We start from the raw sequence: 18170 nt of genomic DNA on the forward strand, positions 1-18170 counted from the left end.
GTTAATTGATTGTTTGGCAATTATAAATTTAACGGATTTAAAAATTAGCTAGTGAGTGACAGCGCCAATATATACAACGCACTCCCCCCTAAACTCAGTAGTGTGGCTAACATCCCCGTGATACGAAAGCGCAACTGCTCTTTAACTTGTGATACCCCATAAGCGTGAATGATGCGGCCGATTAGTAGCAGTGCTCCAGCAATATGAAGGAAGAGGGCATTGCCTCCATTTTGCTCAAGCATGTAGAGCAATATGAGGGTTAAAGGCACATACTCGGCGAAATTGCCATGAACACGGCTGGCACGCAGCAGTTCTTTACTCTCTCCTGTCCCTACGGCGATTTTCTCTTTTCTGCGTAAGGTGAAAGTACGATTGCTTAGGTACATGAAGACTAGCGCCAGCAATGCGGCGTAAACTGGGGTGATCATATTGGCTCCTTAATTACCACATTGGCGTGGTAGCACGCTTTATCTGGGTTGTATTCAAATTCAAGAAAGTGCTGGATACTGTCCAAGCTGTCTGCTTGATAGTGGGAAACATAAAGCAGTTGACATAACTTTTCTTTGGCGATCATTTCCAAAGCGCTTTTGACCAAGCGGCGGCCTAAGTAATCTAAGCCTTGGTATGGCTCATCTAAAATCAATAACGTTGGCTGTTTCACTATGGCACGAGCAATCAAAAGCAGCCGTTGTTGCCCATATTCCAGCGCTTTAAATGGTGTTTTGGCAAATTGCGTCATATGTAATATTTCAAGCCACTCTTCCGCCAATTGCACTTGTTTCTTACTTGGCTGGTCATAGAGTCCAATCGAATCGAAGAACCCTGATAGGATGACGTGCAGGGCACTGCAATTGACTCGGTATTGAAGGTGGAGAGCGGAGGAAACCATGCCAATGTGCTGTTTGATCTCCCAAATCGTTTCGCCGCTACCACGTTTGTTGCCAAAGATATGAATGTCATTGGAGTAACACTGTGGGTGGTCACCAAAAATGAGCCCGAGTAAGGTACTTTTTCCACAGCCGTTAGGGCCTTTAACCTGCCAGTGCACACCTTTGTCTATTCGCCAGTTTACGTCTGAGAATATGGTTTTGTCGGTGTAGGCGACTTTGCCGTTATTGAGTTCGAATATTGGGTTTTCAAATGGTGATTGATATTGCGCACTGCGGATGAGGTCGAGCATTTGTTCACTTTGCTGCGCCGATTGTGCCTTTAGCTGAGCGATAATCGGGTGACTGTCCCAATCCTGTTTGCTTAATACACTGTCCATTGTGCCGTGATTAAACAGTGCAATTTGGTCAATCCAATCAGGAATATCTTCTTCACGGTTAAATACCACTATGAGTTGCGTAGTCTTAGACAGTTGACTGAGCAGTGATGAGAGTGCAGCGTGGTGTTCAACATCGAGTCCGGTAAATGGATTTTCCAAGACAATCACGTCAGGCTCACTCCCCAACGCTCTGGCCAGCATGACACGGCGAGTCTCGCCGGTAGAAAGCACCCGAAACCCTGAGTGAGCAAGGTGAGTAATATCTAAGCCTTGCATCAATGCGTTGGCGGAGCTTTCATCTTGGCAGACGTTTAGAATCAGAGATAACACGGAGCTCCCAGTATCAATACGATCAAGAAAGTCGGTGTCATCATTGGCGATTTCCATCTCAAGCAGACGTTGTTGCTCGGTCAATGAGACTTGTGCGACTTTACGACCTGATAGCTCAAACTGACCAGAGTCCGGTAAGATCTCCCCACATAACAGATCGCCTAGCAGAGTGCCCACATCACCATCGCCGTTAAATACGCCAATACACTGATCGGTAGGAATGCGCCAATGAGGGATGTTGAGAGTGGTGTGAGGTCTTTTGACGAGGATCTCTTCGAAGGTTATTTCCATTCCTACTGCCTGAGTCTATTTTGTTATCAGACTGTTATATCAGGCTTTGTTACGGATGCGAATGAAAAATATAAGTGAATGCTGTATTGGTCACTTCTTCATCAATGAAAAAAGCCCGCATTGAATCATCAAAGCGGGCTGATTAAGCTTAGCATTTTTGGTTACATTTCGTAGACCAACTTACCGTTAAAGTAGGTCTGTTTGACTTTGGTTTGGTGCAGTTTGCGAATTTCACCGTCAAAGATGTCATTTTCTAGAACGATAAAGTCTGCGAACTTGCCTTTTTCAATTGAACCAAGTTTGTCACCCAAACCAATCGCTTTTGCGCCATTTAATGTCACGATCTCTAGTGCTTCGTCTAGCGAAATAGCACTGAAATCAAATGCGGTATCTACAGACCCACCAGGGACTTCACGTGTCACTAAAGACTCAATCGCTAGCCACGGGTTAGGAGAGAACGCAACTGTCCAATCTGAACCATAAGAAATGAGAGTGCCTTTGGCCAGTAACTGGCGAATTGGCCACATGTATTTGACCCGTTTCATGCCGATATCTTTTTCAATGACTCCAATCGCATCAGATGGGAACCAAAGGGCAGGGGAAGCTTCATAAACTACATTCAATTTATGGAAGCGTTTGTAATCTTCAGGGTTGATAAAGGTACCGTGCGCAATACTGTGGTAGCGGCCATCGTTACGGATTGGCAGTTGCTCTAAGTTGTCGAGCATCAAACGGATAGAGCGATCACCGATTGCATGCACTTTAAATACATAACCTTGTTTTTCAAGGCGTCGCATTTCTTCCATCACGTCTTCTTGCGGAATACGCAATGTACCGCCGTACTTGGTGCCAATGAAAGGTTCGAGCATTACCGCTGTTCTGCCCGCTGCTGAACCATCAAGAATGTATTTGATCCCATAGGGATAAACGAACTCGCTGGCTAAGGATTCATTGTTGTCAATTAGGTATTGCTGAGCAGCTTTTGCTGACTCTTCTGGAGTGTTTAGCGGTGAGGAAATGCTCACGTGCATGCGTATTTCCATTTCATCCTTGCCTTCGAGGTATTTGTACGCGTCGAAATTACGTTTCACTCCGTAGGCATCGTTCATCGCGGTTACGCCGTAAGAATGCATCTCATCGAAGAAAGGTTTAAGACCACTATCAGCCCACTCTTCGACACTTGGGTTATCAAGTGCAGCAATTACCCACTCAGAGACGGTTTCACGAACAACGCCCGTTAGTTCACCATTTTCATCTTTAACGAAAATACCTCCTGCAGGCGGTTCTCGATCTTTGGTGATCCCGAGCTCTTTAAGTGCCATGGAGTTGAGTAGCATAGCGTGAGCCCCTTGGTCCCAAAGGGCGACTGGCCTGTCGTCGATGACGGCATCAAGCGCAGATTTATGCGAAGGCGTCGTGGTACCAGAGATGTATTCTCCGTTGTCAGCTAGCCAATTGAGATTACCACCGTAGATCCATTTCTTATCAGGATTGTTTTTACGATAGGTTTTGAGCGTTTCAACAACCGTTTCCCACGGGTCTAGAGGAGAGACAAATATATTCATATAGTTGTCAGCGCCCATGTCGGGGTGGATATGGTCATCGATCATCCCGGGCATAACTACCTTGCTGTCAAGATTTACCATTTTTGTGGAGGCGTCTTGGTGCATTTTTACTTTGGAATAAGCGCCGACGTCGACAATCTTGCCGTCTTTAACGGCAAACGCTTCTGCCCAAGGCATCGCTTTGTTTACAGTATAAACTTTAGCGTTATAGAAAATGGTATCTGCATCAGCAAGTGCGCCAAAACTGGCGCACGCAACTAGCGTGGCAATGGCTAACCTTTTCATGACTTCTCCTTAAGAATGAAAAACTTACTTAATCGGCAATTCTACGCAAGTAAATCAGAGCAGACCTGATTTTTTATAAATTGCGCTGAATTTCAGTGAGTTTTTGCGTAATAGTCACAATAAGGCTAGCAGAAGATTACGGTTTGACGCTCGTTGCTGACTGAATTTCGTTTGATTCAGAATCCTTCGGTAACTTCAAACACCATAGGCTCTTTAGTGTAAGGGTGTGCAATCTCTAATCTTTGTGCATGAAGGTGCAACCTATTGGCCTTGGTGCCATATAGGTCGTCGCCAATAATTGGCATGTTAAGACCTTGTTGGTGGGCGCAATGAACGCGAAGCTGATGCGTCCTTCCCGTATGAGGGTGTAGGTAGAGCTTGGTGGCGTTCTCATACCGTTCAATGACTTCAAAACTGGTGTGAGCAGCTTTGCCATGCTCGTAACAAACCAGTTGTCTTGGGCGATCATCTAGATCACCACGCAATGGTAGGTTTATCTCGCCACTCTGTTTATCTAATACTCCTTCGATGGTTGCCACATATCGCTTGCCGACTTCTCGGGTGATGAACTGCTTTTGCAAACTTTTATTGGCTCGTCGAGTTAAAGCGAAAATCAAAATGCCTGATGTCGACATATCGAGTCTATGAATGACGAATGGTCCTTCGATATCAGGAAACATCTCACACACACGGGTATAAACAGAATCTTTGATGTGTTTTCCCGGCACGGAAAGAAATTCAGCAGGTTTGTTGACCACGACGATGGCTTCATCTTGGTACAGTACTTCTATCTCTTTTCCCTGTGCTGGATTGGTTAACAGCGGGTTCGCTTCCACATCTAAACCGACCAACATGTGACCTAAAATTGGCTCGCATTTCGCTTTACACGATGGGTAAAAACGACCGTGTTGACGTACTTCTGATTTCGGAGATACTCCCCACCAAAACTCAGCCATAGCTATCGGCGTCAAGTTGTGAAGATATGCGTATTGAAGTAACTTAGGCGCTGCACACTCACCAGAGCCCGCTGGGATCGTCTCATCAAAAATCTCAGTCAGTGCTTTGTTCTCACCATTGGCATTGAGAAAGGTGTAGTTAGAGAAGAGGCGGTGTTGCAGTGCATTTGAGCGTTTGGCTCTTAACTCTTGAAGTGTGCCAATCTCTTGTTGCAACAGGTTAAGCTTGCTCTCAACGCTATCGATATTATTTTTGTGGTCTCGCTTGAGATCTTTAATGCGATATTTTTCAGCGATACTTTCTTTTCCAAGCTCACTCATCACTTGTTCCAACGCATCACCTGTTAAGTTCTGCTCGGCATCCGCTCGCAACTTCTTACGACGAGCACGCCCTTCGATCATCACTTGACGAAAAGCTTCGATTTCAGCCTCACCTTGTGCCGTTTGTTCGGCCAATGTCTGTTTTAGCGCATCTATTTCTGGATTTGCTTTCAGAGTGTTGATTTGGCGGTTGATGTCATTGATTGCATGAGTTTCGCTGCGGAAAAAACCGTCTTCATCCAGCATGTCGTAAACTGGTGGTACAAAACCGGGTAGATGATTGGAGTCGGCAATTTTTCCTGAATAGGCTTTTAAATAACCAATCTCACCTTGTGGTGATTTCACGATTAAAACCCCAAACATCTTGCCTGTGGCATTTTGCTCAGGCTCATGTGGAGCGCCAAAATTGTGCTGCCACTGATTTTGGGTGGTTAAATGCTGTTTTAGCTCGTCTGCGGCTAGTTCACACAAGGCATGGGGTGTGTAGTAAAACGGGAAGGTGAACTGCTCTGGGAGCGAGATATCTTCTGTAGAGGTTTGAAAGCGAGTAAAACAGTGCATAACAGGAAACTTATTGACTAGGGATTGGGATTGTACTGCTTTGAGCGACCAATGCCAGTCCTGTGTTTATCTCATTGAGTTCCGAAAATGGCTAGCCAGAAAAGATAAGCGGCGTACACTAAAGAAAATCCAACCTAATGGGTAAAGCATCATGCAGTTGACTCAGAGTCAATGTCAGCAAGCTCGAATGGCAAGAGACAGCCGATTTGACGGCCGTTTTTTTGTCGCCGTTAAAACAACGGGGATTTTCTGTCGCCCAATTTGCCCGGCTAATTTGCCAAAAGAAGAGAACGTTGAATACTACCCAAGCTCTGCGCACGCATTGCATGCGGGCTTTCGGCCTTGTTTACGTTGTCGCCCTGATGCCGCACCAAGCTCATGGGCTTGGAAAGGTACTGAAGCTTCATTTCAGCGAGCTGTTGGATTGATAGAGCAGGGTGCATTGCAACAAGGGACGTTGGCAGAGCTCGCCGAACGACTCGGGATCACGGACCGCTATCTTCGTCAGTTGTTTGCGCAATATTTGGGTATCGCCCCGAAGCAGTACGCACAAATGCAGCAGTTACTGTTTGCCAAGCAGCTTTTGCATCAGAGCCAGATGTCGGTTGCCGACATCGCATTTGCGTCTGGGTTTAACAGTGTTCGGCGATTTAACGATGCGTTTGTTAAACAGTTAAAACTCACGCCTAGCCAAGTAAGGAAAAAAGCGCCAATGAGTGCAGAAAACAAAATAACTTTGCCGTATCGAGGCAAACTGGACTGGCAGCATATGCTCGATTTCTACTCTTTGAGGCAGATAGAAGGTGTAGAAAAAATCGAACAAGGTCGTTATTGGCGCAGACTGATCATTGGCGGTAAACCATGCTGTTTCTCTATCGAGCCGCTTAAATCAGGGGAACTTGAACTTAGCTTTGAGCTTGAAGAGAGTAGGCAGCTGCGCCCTTTGGTTAATGGGGTGCGCCGCATGTTTGACTTAGATACTGACATGGACGTGGTAGAGCAACATTTAAATCAGGTTGATTCTAACTTGGTTCAGCGTTCTGGCATTCGTATACCTGGTGTTTGGAGCACGTGGGAGGCAGGTGTTCGAGCGATTTTGGGGCAGCAGGTGTCAGTTAAAGCTGCGGTCGGGCAGTTGAATCTGTTGTGTGAACTTTGCCAACCAGTGGAAAAAGAAAGAGTTTTCCCGTCTCCTAAACAAGTGTTAAGCGCTGATATTGAACCGCTAAGAATGCCAACTGCTAGAAAGCAGACTTTAAGGACCTTTGCTGAATTCATGGATCAACACTCTGAGCAAGTCCCTAGTGAGTGGTTAGCACTAAAAGGGATTGGCCCGTGGACGGTAAATTATGGACTAATGCGTGGTGCGAGTGAGCCGGACTGTTTTCTAGACCAAGACTTAATCGTTAAAAAAGCCATGCCTCGTTACCCTAAATTGAATAAACAGAGCGCAGCGCCTTGGGGCAGTTACGCCTCACTGCACTGTTGGAATAACGGAGTCGAGTAAATGAATTACTACAGTTTAATGCCATCTCACCTTGGGGTGATCACATTGCAAACCAGTGATGCTGGATTAACAGGGGTTTGGTTCGAAACCCAAACGACCCAGCCAGATCAGTTGGGTACCCAAGATGATACCCATCCAATTTTGGTCAAAGCGAAATCTCAGCTCGATGAGTATCTGTCTGGTATTCGCACTGAATTCGACTTGCCACTCGACGCTAAAGGGACGGAGTTCCAGCGCCAAATATGGCATGCATTAACGCAGATACCGTATGGTAAAAGCTGGAGCTATCAGCAACTGGCGGATCATATCGGCAATCCCAAAGCGGTGCGTGCAGTGGGCTTGGCAAATGGGAAAAACCCAATATCTGTTATTGTGCCTTGCCATCGAGTGATAGGAAAAAGTGGTAAGTTGACGGGGTATGCGGGAGGGCTGGAGCGTAAAAAGGCGTTGCTTGAGTTGGAGAATATTGATTTTTTATCGGATTAAGGGATTAAGGGATTAGGTTTTAAGGGTTTAAGAGTTTAAGAGTTTAAGAGTTTAAGAGTTTAAGAGTTTAAGGGCGCAAACGTTTGGAGTTGAAAGCGCCCTGGTGTGGTTAGAGTGTTAGAGCGAGTGCGGCGAAAGGTTCTAGTGATAGTGCTAGTATGGCTTTGCCGTCTTTCACTGTGAGTTGGGTCGTTACATTGGAGCCTAATTGGTCGGTTAGGGAGTATTCTCCGTCGCTTAGCTGCCACTGTTTGATTGTTATTGGGTCAATCTCGATGTGCGCTTGTACGCTTTGCTGGGCGTTTAAATTGGCGGCGGCAATGACAAACTGAGTCTGGGCGCTGCGAGCAAACAAGTAGCAATGTTGCCCTAGGGCTTCTTTGTTAGCCAAGTACAGTTCGTGGTATTCACCAACAATGGCTGGGTGTTCTAAAGCAAAATTCATCAGTGACTGGTAAAAAGTGCGTAGCGAAATTTCCTCTTTACTCAATGCACCGCCATCGAACTTGCCACCATTCATCCAGCGCTGGTGATGCGGCACCCCGACATAGTCGAAAATAGAGGTTCGACTCGGTTGGCCAAAACCCCCTTCCTCTAACCCTGGCTCTCCAACTTCTTGACCAAAATAGATCATACTTGGTGCTGAGTTGGAAAGTGCACTGATAAGCATTGCTGGTCGACCAAAATTTGCATCACCCGCAAACTCTGGATGAGCGAGCCTTTGCTCATCATGGTTGTCTAAGAACCTCAAAAGGTGTGAGCTGATATCCGCATATTGCTGCTCAATGTGACTAATTTGTTCTGCATGGCCTCGATTTTGAATAATCGCCTTTAATGTGTCGTACAAGTCGACTTTGTCGTAGAGGTAATCCATTTTGCCAAGCTGGATATAGTCTCGATAAAGGTGGGGCTGATACACTTCAGCGAGTAAAAAGGCATCCTCATTGCGACATTTGATGGCACTGTTCATGTAGCTCCAAAATTCTACAGGCACCATCTCAGCCATATCATATCGGAAACCATCGACACCTTTATCGAGCCAAAATAGTGCGATATCTCGAAACTTTTGCCATGAATTAGGGACGGGCTTGTCTTGCCAAAACTGCGCATGAGCTTTGGCGTCTTTTGTTGCAAACTCTGGCGGCAGTTCATCGAAATCTTTACATCCATCAGGGCGAATACCGTAGTTTATCTTGGCGGTCTCATACCAATCGTCAAAGTTTGGTTTGGCCGTGGTGGCACCATTACCAGTCCACTTGGCAGGAAATTCGTGATACGGCTGACAATGGGTTAACGTTGCATTGGTACCCAGTGGTTGAAACTTGTCTGGAATGTCAGGAGTTTCAAATTCTTGGTCGGGTACGTAGTAAAAATTGTTGTGCTTATGATATGCACGTGAAGTGACATCGTGTGCGCCAAAATCACTGACGCCAGCTGGGTTATTAAGCCCTTTGTAATTGCGTGCGACATGGTTTGGTACAATATCAATAATCACTTTCAGACCAGCCTTATGAGTACGCTCTATAAGTGCTTCAAACTCTTCCATACGATTGGCTGGGTCGATGGCAAGATCTGGGTTGACTGAGTAGTAATCTTTCACTGCATACGGTGAGCCTGCTCGCCCTTTGACGACGGCTGGGTGATCGTGCTCGATCCCGAGCTCAGAATAGTCTCGGATGACAGCGTGGTGTGGTACACCGGTAAACCATACGTGAGTCATTCCTAGCGCTTTGATTTCTTTAAGGGCGATATCGGTGAAGTCAGCGAATTTGCCCACTCCGTTTTGTTCTATGGTTCCCCAAGGAATATTGTTGGTGACGGTGTTGCCAAACAAACGAGTAAAGACTTGATAAACTGCGTATTTTTTCATGTCGATTTTCTTGTTATGGTGGGTACATACTCAACTTAGCGTACACCAGTTTTAAGCAAATCCTCCTTTAAGGAAGAAATAGGGGCGTAGATGGACAACTCAGTAATTATTAGGCAATTTGAAGCAAAAGATACCGAGCGAGTTATTGCGTTATGGCATGCTTGTGAGCTAGTCAAACCATGGAACGACCCTGATAAAGATATCGCTATTAAGCTTGCCCACGATGGAGAGCTGTTTTTGGTCGCTGAGCAAAATGGCGTCGTGGTTGCTAGTGTGATGGGCGGCTATGAAGGGCATCGAGGTTGGGCTAATTACCTTGTAGTCGACCCAGAGATTCAAGGGGCAGGATTAGGCCGCTTGATGATGGATGAGCTTGAGCTGCGTCTTAAAGATAAAGGGTGCCCTAAGATTAACTTGCAGGTGCGAGCTACCAATCAAAAAGTGATCGAGTTTTATCAGGCGCTCGGATTTCAAATTGATAACTCTGTCAGTTTAGGTAAGCGTCTTGATGGGGTGAAGTATCAGGCTTGACTCTAAATGGGGAAATTTTTTCTTCAAAGTTTACTGTTTTTCATCAGGTTAGATTGGTTGAAACTCGTTGTTAACCAATAGTAAGAAAGGCGACAAGCTCGTCTGGCATGTTACCTGAAAGAACTTACACCCCCTATATTGGTAACACCTGTCTTTGTGGCAGGTGTTTTTCTATCTAAGGTAACTTACGCATGACAACCGACGTAAGACTGATTACTCTGATGACGTTAAAAACTTGAGGTATCAGATGTATATAGGGGAAATCGCTGCAATAAGCGCAGCCTTGGTGTGGGCTATCGCCACGTGGATTTATGGGCAGTTTAGTCATCATTTTTCAGCATTGCAGCTAAATATCGTTAAAGGTGCACTTGCATCGATGATGATGTTGGTTGTGATGCCGTTCTTGCCCATGCCTGAACTAGACTTATCGACTGAGCATCTCTCGGTGTTGGCAATTTCTGGTGTGATTGGTATAGCGATTGGTGATAGCGCTTATTTTGCCTCACTTAAGCGAATTGGCGCCAATAAAACTTTGTTGCTAGAGTCGCTTGCTCCACCGTTATCGGGAGTGTTAGCGTTAGTGGCATTGGGCTCAGTGCTAGGTATTCAAGCTTGGCTCGGGGTAATCATTACCACTTGTGCAGTAACATTTGTGGTGTTCCAGCCGAGCCAGAACGAACAACCTGTATCGATGAGCGGTATTGGCTTTGGCCTGTTGGCAAGTGTTTGTCAGGCAACTGGGGTTGTGATTTCTCACTATGCTCTGGTTGCTGGTGATATTCCACCGCTGCTTGGCGCTTTGATCCGCTTGAGTATCGGCGTATTAGCGGTTGCTATGCTGATCCCTTGGGTTGAAGCCAAGCCTTTTGCTGGTATCCGTCGCCACTGGATGGCGATGGGGCGCTCTCAGATGTTAAAACTGCTCGGCGCAATATTCGTCGGAACTTTCTTGGCGTTGTGGCTACAGCAAATCGCATTGAAACATGCAAATCCAGCAATTGCTCAAACTCTAATTGCTACCAGTCCTCTGTTTATGTTGATTATTTATCGGATAAAGGGGCAAGTGATAGGGCGTTCAGCCTTGGTTGGGACGCTCGTCGCCGTGATGGGTATCGGGTTATTTTTTCTCTAGATTGAAATCAAAAAAAACGGCCTCCTAAATTGGAGGCCGTATCGGTTATAAGCGTAGTTAGTGATCTAGGTACAGATAGTTTTGCCAACTCTTCATACGTATCAGTACTTTGCGCATCACTGATACGTGAGAGAAGCTATCAGAATAGACGGCGATTTCGGCGTTACTACCCATAGGTAGGTGATAGCTAGAAACATCATCGGTGAGTTTTAACTTAACAAGTGCTCGGCCATTGGTTCTAAGCGCAGAACTGTTGAGAAGCGAACCTGCCGCTTGGATCTGACCTTCACCGATGGCTGGAATGACTTCAACTACTTCCCCCTTAAACACCTTGCCCGGCAGGGCTCGGAACATGAACTCTGCTTCAAAACCAGACTCGAGTCGTTGTAGCGAGTTCTGTCTGAACGCACCGACGTAGTATTTATCTTCGGTATGAACAAAGGTCATGACAGGTCTTAGTGGAATTGGTACTGCCATCATACCCGGGCGAAGCGCCAGTTGCGTTACGTAACCATCGGTTGGCGCTCTGACAACGGTTTCGGATAAGTTGAACTCCGCTAATTCTAACTGCGCTTTAAGCCTTGCCACCGTAGTGTTTTCACCATCGATCTCGGAAGTGTAGGCGAGTTCAGCTCGACGTTCTTGTGCCTGTGCAGCTTCAAGTGCCGCTTGTGTTGCTTTATAGGTTTGACGACGGGTATCTACTTGTTGCTCGGTAAATGCTCCGCGTTTTTGCCCCTTTTCGTAGCGCTCAAATTCTCGCTCCGCTTTGTCTCGTTCTGCCACAGCTTGAATTGTCGTTGCTTGTGCTTGCTTATAGGTGGATTCTAGTTGCAATAACGATTGCTCAGCCTCTGCAAGAGCAGCTTTGGCTTGAGTCACTTGAGTCTTGAATGGGGTCTGTTCGATTCTAAACAGAACGTCACCGGCTTTAAGTGGGGTGTTTGGCTCAGCTTCTACCGAAATCACTTTCCCTTTGACACTAGGTACGATTGGTGTGGTTGTAAAGTACTGGCCACCGAGCTGTGTGAATGGGTGATTGTAGTTCATCAATAGTATCAAGGTACCTACTAAAACTACGCCACCAAGTACTGCGGTTGGAACCGTCCACTTATTGAGTGGGATCTTGAAGATCTTAAAAATTGCGATACATAAGGCCGCATAGGTCATAACGAGAAGTAAATCCATGCTTATTCTCCCTGCTCGGCGGCTTTATTGACGGTTTGGTCAGGCTTAGAGGTCACGGGTTCTTCGCGTTTGAGCTCTTTAACTTGAGCCTCCAGCTGCATGACTTGTGTGGTGAGCTGTTCTAGCTTGTTGTGCAGATCATGCTGTTCTTGTTGCATCTGCGCAAATCCCCAGCCTCGCTCCTTGCGCCACAGTGTCGCCCAGATCCATAAAAATGGCCAAATAGCGTGTAACGTGAACAGGCTAACCCATCCTGCATAGTGAATAGCATCCTGATGAGGGTGCTCACGCTCTTTTGCGATCTCATAGGGGATATCGTGAATAACGATGATCCCGTAAAAAATGACTAGGGCAACAAATACCAGTAGCCCTAAAGCAAAGTAGTCTAAAAACATAATGCATCCTGCTGTTTATAACTCTATGAAATTTAAGCATGCATTTGGCAAATATGATAGCCCCGTAAATAAATAAGTAAGCAGTAATTTGTTGTTGTTATGTTTAGTGAATTTATAGGGGCTGTTTGTGAAAACGTATCACTTAGATAGGAGTCACTCGTATTTTGGACTCTCGGCCTTACTGATATAACAATGTGCTACTTAAATGCAATCCTGTGGAAACGTTTACACTATGCAGTATTGATCACAGATTTATTGTTAGAACTGCTGCTAAGCTTATAAGCATCAAGTAAGAGGGCAGTATTGTGAAAGTATTGGTAACAGGCGGAATGGGTTATATAGGCAGCCATACATGCGTACAGATGATTGAAGCAGGTATGGAGCCCATCATTTTGGATAACCTTTGGAATGCAAAGGTCGAGGTTTTATCTCGAATAGAACAATTGACTGGAAAAAAGCCGACCTTTTTTCAAGGGGATATACGCGATGGAGCGCTTCTAGACCAAATATTCTCTGAGCACGATATTAGCTCGGTTATTCACTTTGCTGGTCTTAAGGCCGTCGGTGAATCGGTGCAAAAACCACTTGAGTATTATGACAACAATGTCTATGGCACGATTTCGTTAACTCAGTCGATGCGAAAGGCAGGAGTCAAAACACTAGTGTTCAGCTCCTCTGCTACCGTTTACGGTGATCCAGACAGTGTGCCTATTACCGAAGACTCACCAGTTGGTGCGACGACTAACCCTTATGGTCGAAGCAAATTCATGGTGGAGCAGTGCCTGACAGATTTGGTCGCTGCCGAACCTGACTGGAGCATCACGTTACTCAGATACTTTAATCCTGTTGGTGCTCACCCTTCTGGAACTATGGGAGAGGACCCTCAGGGGATCCCAAATAATTTGATGCCATTTATTGCGCAAGTCGCTGTAGGGCGTAGAGAAAAATTATCCGTATATGGAAACGATTACCCAACACCTGATGGAACTGGGATTCGAGACTATATTCATGTGATGGACCTTTCTGACGGGCATATTGCCGCATTGAACACAGTTGGCAAGAGTTCAGGGCTGCATATTTTCAATCTGGGTACGGGTAAAGGCAGCAGCGTGCTTGAGATGGTTGGTGCATTTTCTAAGGCATGTGGCCATGAGGTTGCGTATGAAATTTGCCCACGCCGCTCCGGCGATATCGCCGAATGTTGGGCAAGTACCGCCAAAGCAGAAAGCGTTTTGGGTTGGAAAGCGACTCGGAGTGTCGACGAGATGACCGCAGATACTTGGCGTTGGCAATCGAATAATCCACAAGGCTATAGCAACAAATAAAGAGACATCGTAATGAAATTTAATCCTGTAGATCATCCACATCGTCGCTATAACCCGCTAACGGGCCAGTGGATTTTAGTATCCCCGCACCGAGCCAAGCGCCCGTGGAGCGGCCAAGATGAGAAGCCTTCAACCGAGCAGCTTCCTAGTTACGACGAAAACTGCTTCCTTTGCGCAGGTAATACCCGTATTTCGGGCGATACTAACCCTGATTATGAGGGCACATACGTTTTCAATAACGACTTTGCCGCACTAATGGTGGACTCACCAGATGCGCCGGAGAGTGATAACCCGCTGTTTCAGGCACAAGGTGTTAGAGGCCTGAGTCGAGTGATCTGTTTTTCTCCTGACCACAGCAAAACGTTACCTGAGCTTCCCTTAAACAAAATCCGTGGTGTCATTGATACTTGGGATGAGCAAATTGAAGAGCTCGGTAAAGAGTACTTGTGGGTACAAGCTTTCGAAAATAAAGGCGAAACTATGGGCTGTTCACAGCCGCACCCACATGGACAGATTTGGGCAAATAGCTTCCTGCCTAATGAGATTGAGCGCAAAGACATCAATTTAAGAGACTACTACCAGAAATACGGGACTAACCTGCTGGTAGATTATGTGAATGCGGAGCTCGAATCTAAGCAGCGCATTGTTGTTGAGACAGAACACTGGGTAGCGGTAGTGCCTTACTGGGCAGCTTGGCCTTTTGAAACCATGTTGATGCCGAAAACACATGTTCGTCGAATGAGTGAGTTAAATGACGAGCAGCGAGATGATCTTGCACTCGCAATTAAAAAGCTGACCAGTCGATACGACAACTTGTTCCAGTGTGCGTTCCCGTACTCAATGGGCTGGCACTATGCGCCTTTCTTTGAAGCGTCAGAAAGTGTCGAACACTGGCAGTTGCATGCGCTGTTCTACCCACCATTGCTGCGCTCAGCGACCGTAAGAAAATTCATGGTCGGCTATGAAATGTTGGCAGAAAGCCAGCGCGACCTCACCGCTGAACAAGCCGCAGAGAGGCTGCGTAACTTGAGCGATGTCCATTACAAAGAACAATAATTTGATGTACGCAATCTGACTTGCGACGTTACCAGCTTGAGAGATAACTATGACAACACAATACGAAAAAGTCGCTGCGGTATTTTCTGAGCAGTTAGGCTACAAGCCAAGCCATATTATTCAGGCTCCTGGGCGAGTGAACCTGATTGGAGAGCATACGGATTACAATGATGGATTTGTTCTGCCTTGTGCTATCGACTATCAAACGGTGGTGGCCGCATCACCACGAGACGACAAGGTTGTTCGTGTCATTTCTGTCGACTACCAAAATGAGCTTGATGAGTTCTCGTTAGATGGACCGATAGACTTTGTAGAAAACAAAATGTGGGCGAACTATATTCGCGGTGTTGTTCATTTTCTTCAAGTGAGAGGGTTTGAGTTTGGCGGTGCTGATATTGCAGTGACTGGCAACGTACCGCAAGGTGCTGGTTTGAGTTCCTCAGCAGCGTTAGAAGTTGTGATTGGTCAAACGTTCAAGACTCTATACAACTTAGATATTTCACAAACAGATATCGCCTTGAATGGTCAGCAAGCTGAAAATGAGTTTGTAGGCTGTAACTGCGGCATTATGGATCAATTGATTTCTGCTCAAGGTGAAGAAAATCATGCTTTGCTGATTGACTGCCGAAGCTTAGAAACCAAATCGGTTTCAATGCCTAAGGATATTTCGGTCATTATCATCAACTCGAATAAAAAGCGTGGTCTTGTCGACAGTGAATACAATACACGTCGAGAACAGTGTGAAAAAGCAGCGCAAGTGTTTGGTGTAAAAGCGCTTCGAGATGTATCTATTGAGACATTTGAAGCACGCCAAGCTGAGCTAGATGAAGTGGTAGCAAAACGTGCTCGCCATGTTATTACTGAAAATGATCGTACTGAAGCGGCAGCCGTAGCACTGTCTAACGGTAATTTAAAAGCGATGGGTGAGCTAATGGCTCAATCGCATGCATCGATGCGAGATGATTTTGAAATCACGGTCAGTGAGGTAGACGCTCTGGTGGATATCGTTAAAGACGTTATTGGCGAGCAGGGTGGTGTGCGCATGACCGGTGGTGGTTTCGGTGGGTGCATTGTTGCCTTAGTTCCACCAGCTTTGGTTGAGTCAGTGACTCAAGCAGTAGAGTCTCAATATGAAGCGAAAACGGGGCTTAAAGAGTCAATCTATATCTGCCAAGCGATGGCTGGGGCGGGTGTTGTCGCTTAATTTAATTATCTGGTCGTGTTGATGCCGAAAGGCTGATGCGACCAAGCAAGTTTGTTCATTGTTGCAGTCTTTAGCTCGAAATTGAGCTAGCATTCAGGGGAGCGGGGGGCTTCCCTTTTTTTATATCTGGAGTAACGTAATCAGTAACTAATGCAAAAAGGAAGCATGCCGTGATCCGCCATATATTACTCATTAAATTCAAGCCAGAAGCGGCTGAGTGTGACATCGCCAAACTTAAGTTTTTGTTTGAAACCATGCCAAATAAAATTAAAGGCGTGACTGCTGTCGAGTGGGGAATTAATGATAGTCCAGAAAATAAAAACCAAGGCTATACCCATAGTGTATTAATGACGTTTGCCAACGATGAAGCACGAGAAAGGTACCTTCCTCATCCCGAACATGACGCTTTGAAAGTGGTATTTCGACCACTGCTTGAAGATATAGTGGTGTTTGATTATCAGTGTTAAGTATTCGTATATAAACTAAAGGGGAGCTTCACGCTCCCCTTTAGTTTAATATCAGTTTAAGCTTTAGCAGGCTCAATACTTGCTGATTTTCGCTCGCTGTATAACTTCGCAAGGAAGTAGACGTTGACACAGGCGATGAAACCATTTGTTGCCGCAACAGGCATGGCGTCGATCATTAATCCGTAGGTTGTAAATAGCGCACAACCGATGAAGTTTAGAATGCGTAGCAATACGATATCTTTCATCATTAATGACACTGCAACCATCACTGATGATGCGTAACCTAAAATTTCAACCATATTGAATTCCATAGTTTGACCCTTTGTTGTGTTTCGTGTTGCCAATTCTTCTCATCTTGAGAGGACGACCAATAATTAAAGGTGAATGCGCTATATATCCTTAATAGCCACCGTGTTATTGGTCTAAGGGGGAGCTCCGTGCCCCGAATGGTCTGTTTGTGGGAAGGACTATAGCAATAGCAAACTCACGAGCAAATAGTCACTTTTCAGGAAATAGAAGGTTAGCGATTACGCAAACGTTTAGCCCTTATCAAGCTAAAAAATGTTAACCGAGATTGTTGAGTTGGGTGGTGGTATTAGTCTAAATGGTCTGGCGTAGAGAAATAGGTGCCACAAACGGTACACTTATAATCCCCAGTGGCTTGGCCTTCAGATATGCTGGAGAAGATGGCAAATAGAAGCCCCATGATAAAACCACGAGACGGAGTTTCTGGCTGCGTGCCATTGCTACCAAAGGTTTGATACTTGTGTAGAGTGACTTTTTTACAGTTGCAGCAAAATCGTTGTGCTTTCGAGCTATCGTACATCCATGCCTCTAGGTCTATTTAAGGTATTACTTGGCGGATTATGGCACGAAATACAAGCTAATAGTTTGAATTAGATACAAAAAACCCACCTTTTCGAGGTGGGTTTGAATTCTAAAGTGGCAATAGATTATTTTTTGCCTTGGCTCTCTTTGTCTGCTTGAGTCAGCTCGCGAATTTTACGGCTGATGTCGCGGCGAGCTTTTGAAATCTCAGCGCTCTTGATGATGTGGTCGTCAACGCGGTCTTCGTAGTCTGCTTTCATGTTCTTAACAATAGCAACAACTTCTTCAGTCGACATGTCTGGCTTGATGTAGTCCATTAGGTTATCTAGCAGGTCAACACGCTTAGAGTTATCACGAACTTTCTTTTCGTTGTCTTGAAGCTCACGCTTAAGTTTGTTTTTACGACGCGCTAGGTTAACGATTTCAAATACGTTGTTCATTAGATCCCTTTCCTAATTCAAATTAAGCAACTGGCTCGATTAAAACACAATGTGGAACGGCTTTACAGATTTTAGATCAATCTGCCGACGCCCATGCTGGTTTTTTCGCCATCTGATCCGTTGCACGTAGCATTGTTACGGCTTCACGATTATTATCGTTGCTAA

At 45.6% G+C, this 18170-nt stretch carries 18 protein-coding genes; 8 read left to right on the forward strand and 10 right to left on the reverse strand.

Annotated features, from left to right (window positions below; translation table 11 throughout):
* Positions 1-44: 44 nt before the first annotated feature.
* The 4 genes from J4N39_RS17500 to J4N39_RS17515 form a co-directional block, all read right to left on the reverse strand.
* Positions 45-428 carry an MAPEG family protein gene (locus J4N39_RS17500; RefSeq protein ID WP_252026297.1) on the reverse strand — a complete coding sequence of 128 codons (384 nt, stop codon included), beginning with the start codon at positions 426-428 and terminating at the stop codon, positions 45-47.
* On the reverse strand, positions 425-1888 hold the full coding sequence (modF, locus tag J4N39_RS17505; protein ID WP_252026299.1) for a molybdate ABC transporter ATP-binding protein ModF: 1464 nt from the start codon (positions 1886-1888) through the stop codon (positions 425-427). The genes J4N39_RS17500 and modF overlap by 4 nt, the downstream gene beginning before the upstream one ends.
* A 161-nt stretch (positions 1889-2049) precedes the next feature.
* Complete coding sequence (locus J4N39_RS17510; RefSeq protein ID WP_252026301.1) at positions 2050-3738, reverse strand: amidohydrolase; 1689 nt, start codon at positions 3736-3738, stop codon at positions 2050-2052.
* A 176-nt stretch (positions 3739-3914) separates the two neighbouring features.
* On the reverse strand, positions 3915-5576 hold the full coding sequence (locus tag J4N39_RS17515; protein WP_252026303.1) for an RluA family pseudouridine synthase: 1662 nt from the start codon (positions 5574-5576) through the stop codon (positions 3915-3917).
* Between the two features lie 151 nt (positions 5577-5727).
* Between J4N39_RS17515 and J4N39_RS17520 the strand changes: the two genes are divergently transcribed.
* Positions 5728-7083: a DNA-3-methyladenine glycosylase 2 family protein gene (locus J4N39_RS17520; RefSeq protein ID WP_252026305.1), complete on the forward strand. Its 1356-nt coding sequence runs from the start codon at positions 5728-5730 to the stop codon at positions 7081-7083.
* Positions 7084-7569, forward strand: a complete 486-nt coding sequence (locus J4N39_RS17525; protein ID WP_252026307.1) for a methylated-DNA--[protein]-cysteine S-methyltransferase — start codon at positions 7084-7086, stop codon at positions 7567-7569.
* 109 nt (positions 7570-7678) lie between these two features.
* Here the strand turns inward: J4N39_RS17525 and J4N39_RS17530 are convergent, their stop codons facing one another.
* Positions 7679-9439 (reverse strand): alpha-amylase family protein, encoded by a 1761-nt coding sequence (locus tag J4N39_RS17530; RefSeq protein WP_252026309.1) that lies wholly within the window; start codon positions 9437-9439, stop codon positions 7679-7681.
* Between the two features lie 90 nt (positions 9440-9529).
* Here J4N39_RS17530 and J4N39_RS17535 point away from each other — a divergent pair, with 90 nt between their 5' ends.
* Both J4N39_RS17535 and J4N39_RS17540 read left to right on the forward strand, forming a co-directional pair.
* Positions 9530-9970 (forward strand): GNAT family acetyltransferase, encoded by a 441-nt coding sequence (locus tag J4N39_RS17535; protein WP_252026311.1) that lies wholly within the window; start codon positions 9530-9532, stop codon positions 9968-9970.
* Between the two features lie 247 nt (positions 9971-10217).
* Complete coding sequence (locus tag J4N39_RS17540; protein ID WP_252026313.1) at positions 10218-11102, forward strand: DMT family transporter; 885 nt, start codon at positions 10218-10220, stop codon at positions 11100-11102.
* 57 nt (positions 11103-11159) lie between these two features.
* Here J4N39_RS17540 and J4N39_RS17545 read toward each other — a convergent pair whose 3' ends face one another.
* Together J4N39_RS17545 and J4N39_RS17550 are read right to left on the reverse strand one after the other, a co-directional pair.
* Positions 11160-12290: an HlyD family secretion protein gene (locus J4N39_RS17545; RefSeq protein WP_252026315.1), complete on the reverse strand. Its 1131-nt coding sequence runs from the start codon at positions 12288-12290 to the stop codon at positions 11160-11162.
* A gap of 2 nt (positions 12291-12292) precedes the next feature.
* Positions 12293-12685, reverse strand: coding sequence for a DUF3302 domain-containing protein (locus J4N39_RS17550; protein WP_252026318.1), 393 nt, complete (start codon positions 12683-12685; stop codon positions 12293-12295).
* A gap of 305 nt (positions 12686-12990) precedes the next feature.
* Here J4N39_RS17550 and galE point away from each other — a divergent pair, with 305 nt between their 5' ends.
* The 4 genes from galE (at position 12991) to J4N39_RS17570 (ending at position 16737) form a co-directional block, all read left to right on the forward strand.
* Positions 12991-14010 carry a UDP-glucose 4-epimerase GalE gene (gene galE / locus J4N39_RS17555; protein ID WP_252026320.1) on the forward strand — a complete coding sequence of 340 codons (1020 nt, stop codon included), beginning with the start codon at positions 12991-12993 and terminating at the stop codon, positions 14008-14010.
* A gap of 12 nt (positions 14011-14022) precedes the next feature.
* Positions 14023-15066: a UDP-glucose--hexose-1-phosphate uridylyltransferase gene (locus J4N39_RS17560; RefSeq protein WP_252026322.1), complete on the forward strand. Its 1044-nt coding sequence runs from the start codon at positions 14023-14025 to the stop codon at positions 15064-15066.
* A 49-nt stretch (positions 15067-15115) separates the two neighbouring features.
* Positions 15116-16270: a galactokinase gene (gene galK / locus J4N39_RS17565; protein ID WP_252026327.1), complete on the forward strand. Its 1155-nt coding sequence runs from the start codon at positions 15116-15118 to the stop codon at positions 16268-16270.
* A 170-nt stretch (positions 16271-16440) separates the two neighbouring features.
* The gene (locus tag J4N39_RS17570; protein ID WP_252026329.1) at positions 16441-16737 is read left to right on the forward strand and encodes a Dabb family protein; all 297 of its coding nucleotides are present in this window, start codon (positions 16441-16443) and stop codon (positions 16735-16737) included.
* A gap of 56 nt (positions 16738-16793) precedes the next feature.
* Here the strand turns inward: J4N39_RS17570 and J4N39_RS17575 are convergent, their stop codons facing one another.
* The 3 genes from J4N39_RS17575 to J4N39_RS17585 form a co-directional block, all read right to left on the reverse strand.
* Entirely contained in the window at positions 16794-17048 is a 255-nt protein-coding gene (locus J4N39_RS17575) for a hypothetical protein (RefSeq protein ID WP_252026331.1), read from the reverse strand.
* Between the two features lie 284 nt (positions 17049-17332).
* Entirely contained in the window at positions 17333-17563 is a 231-nt protein-coding gene (locus J4N39_RS17580; protein WP_252026333.1) for a hypothetical protein, read from the reverse strand.
* Positions 17564-17690: 127 nt separating this feature from the next.
* Positions 17691-18005, reverse strand: a complete 315-nt coding sequence (locus tag J4N39_RS17585) for a DUF496 family protein (RefSeq protein WP_252026335.1) — start codon at positions 18003-18005, stop codon at positions 17691-17693.
* Positions 18006-18170 lie beyond the last annotated feature (165 nt).

It is taken from the genome of Vibrio sp. SCSIO 43136, from assembly GCF_023716565.1.
GTDB lineage: Bacteria > Pseudomonadota > Gammaproteobacteria > Enterobacterales > Vibrionaceae > Vibrio.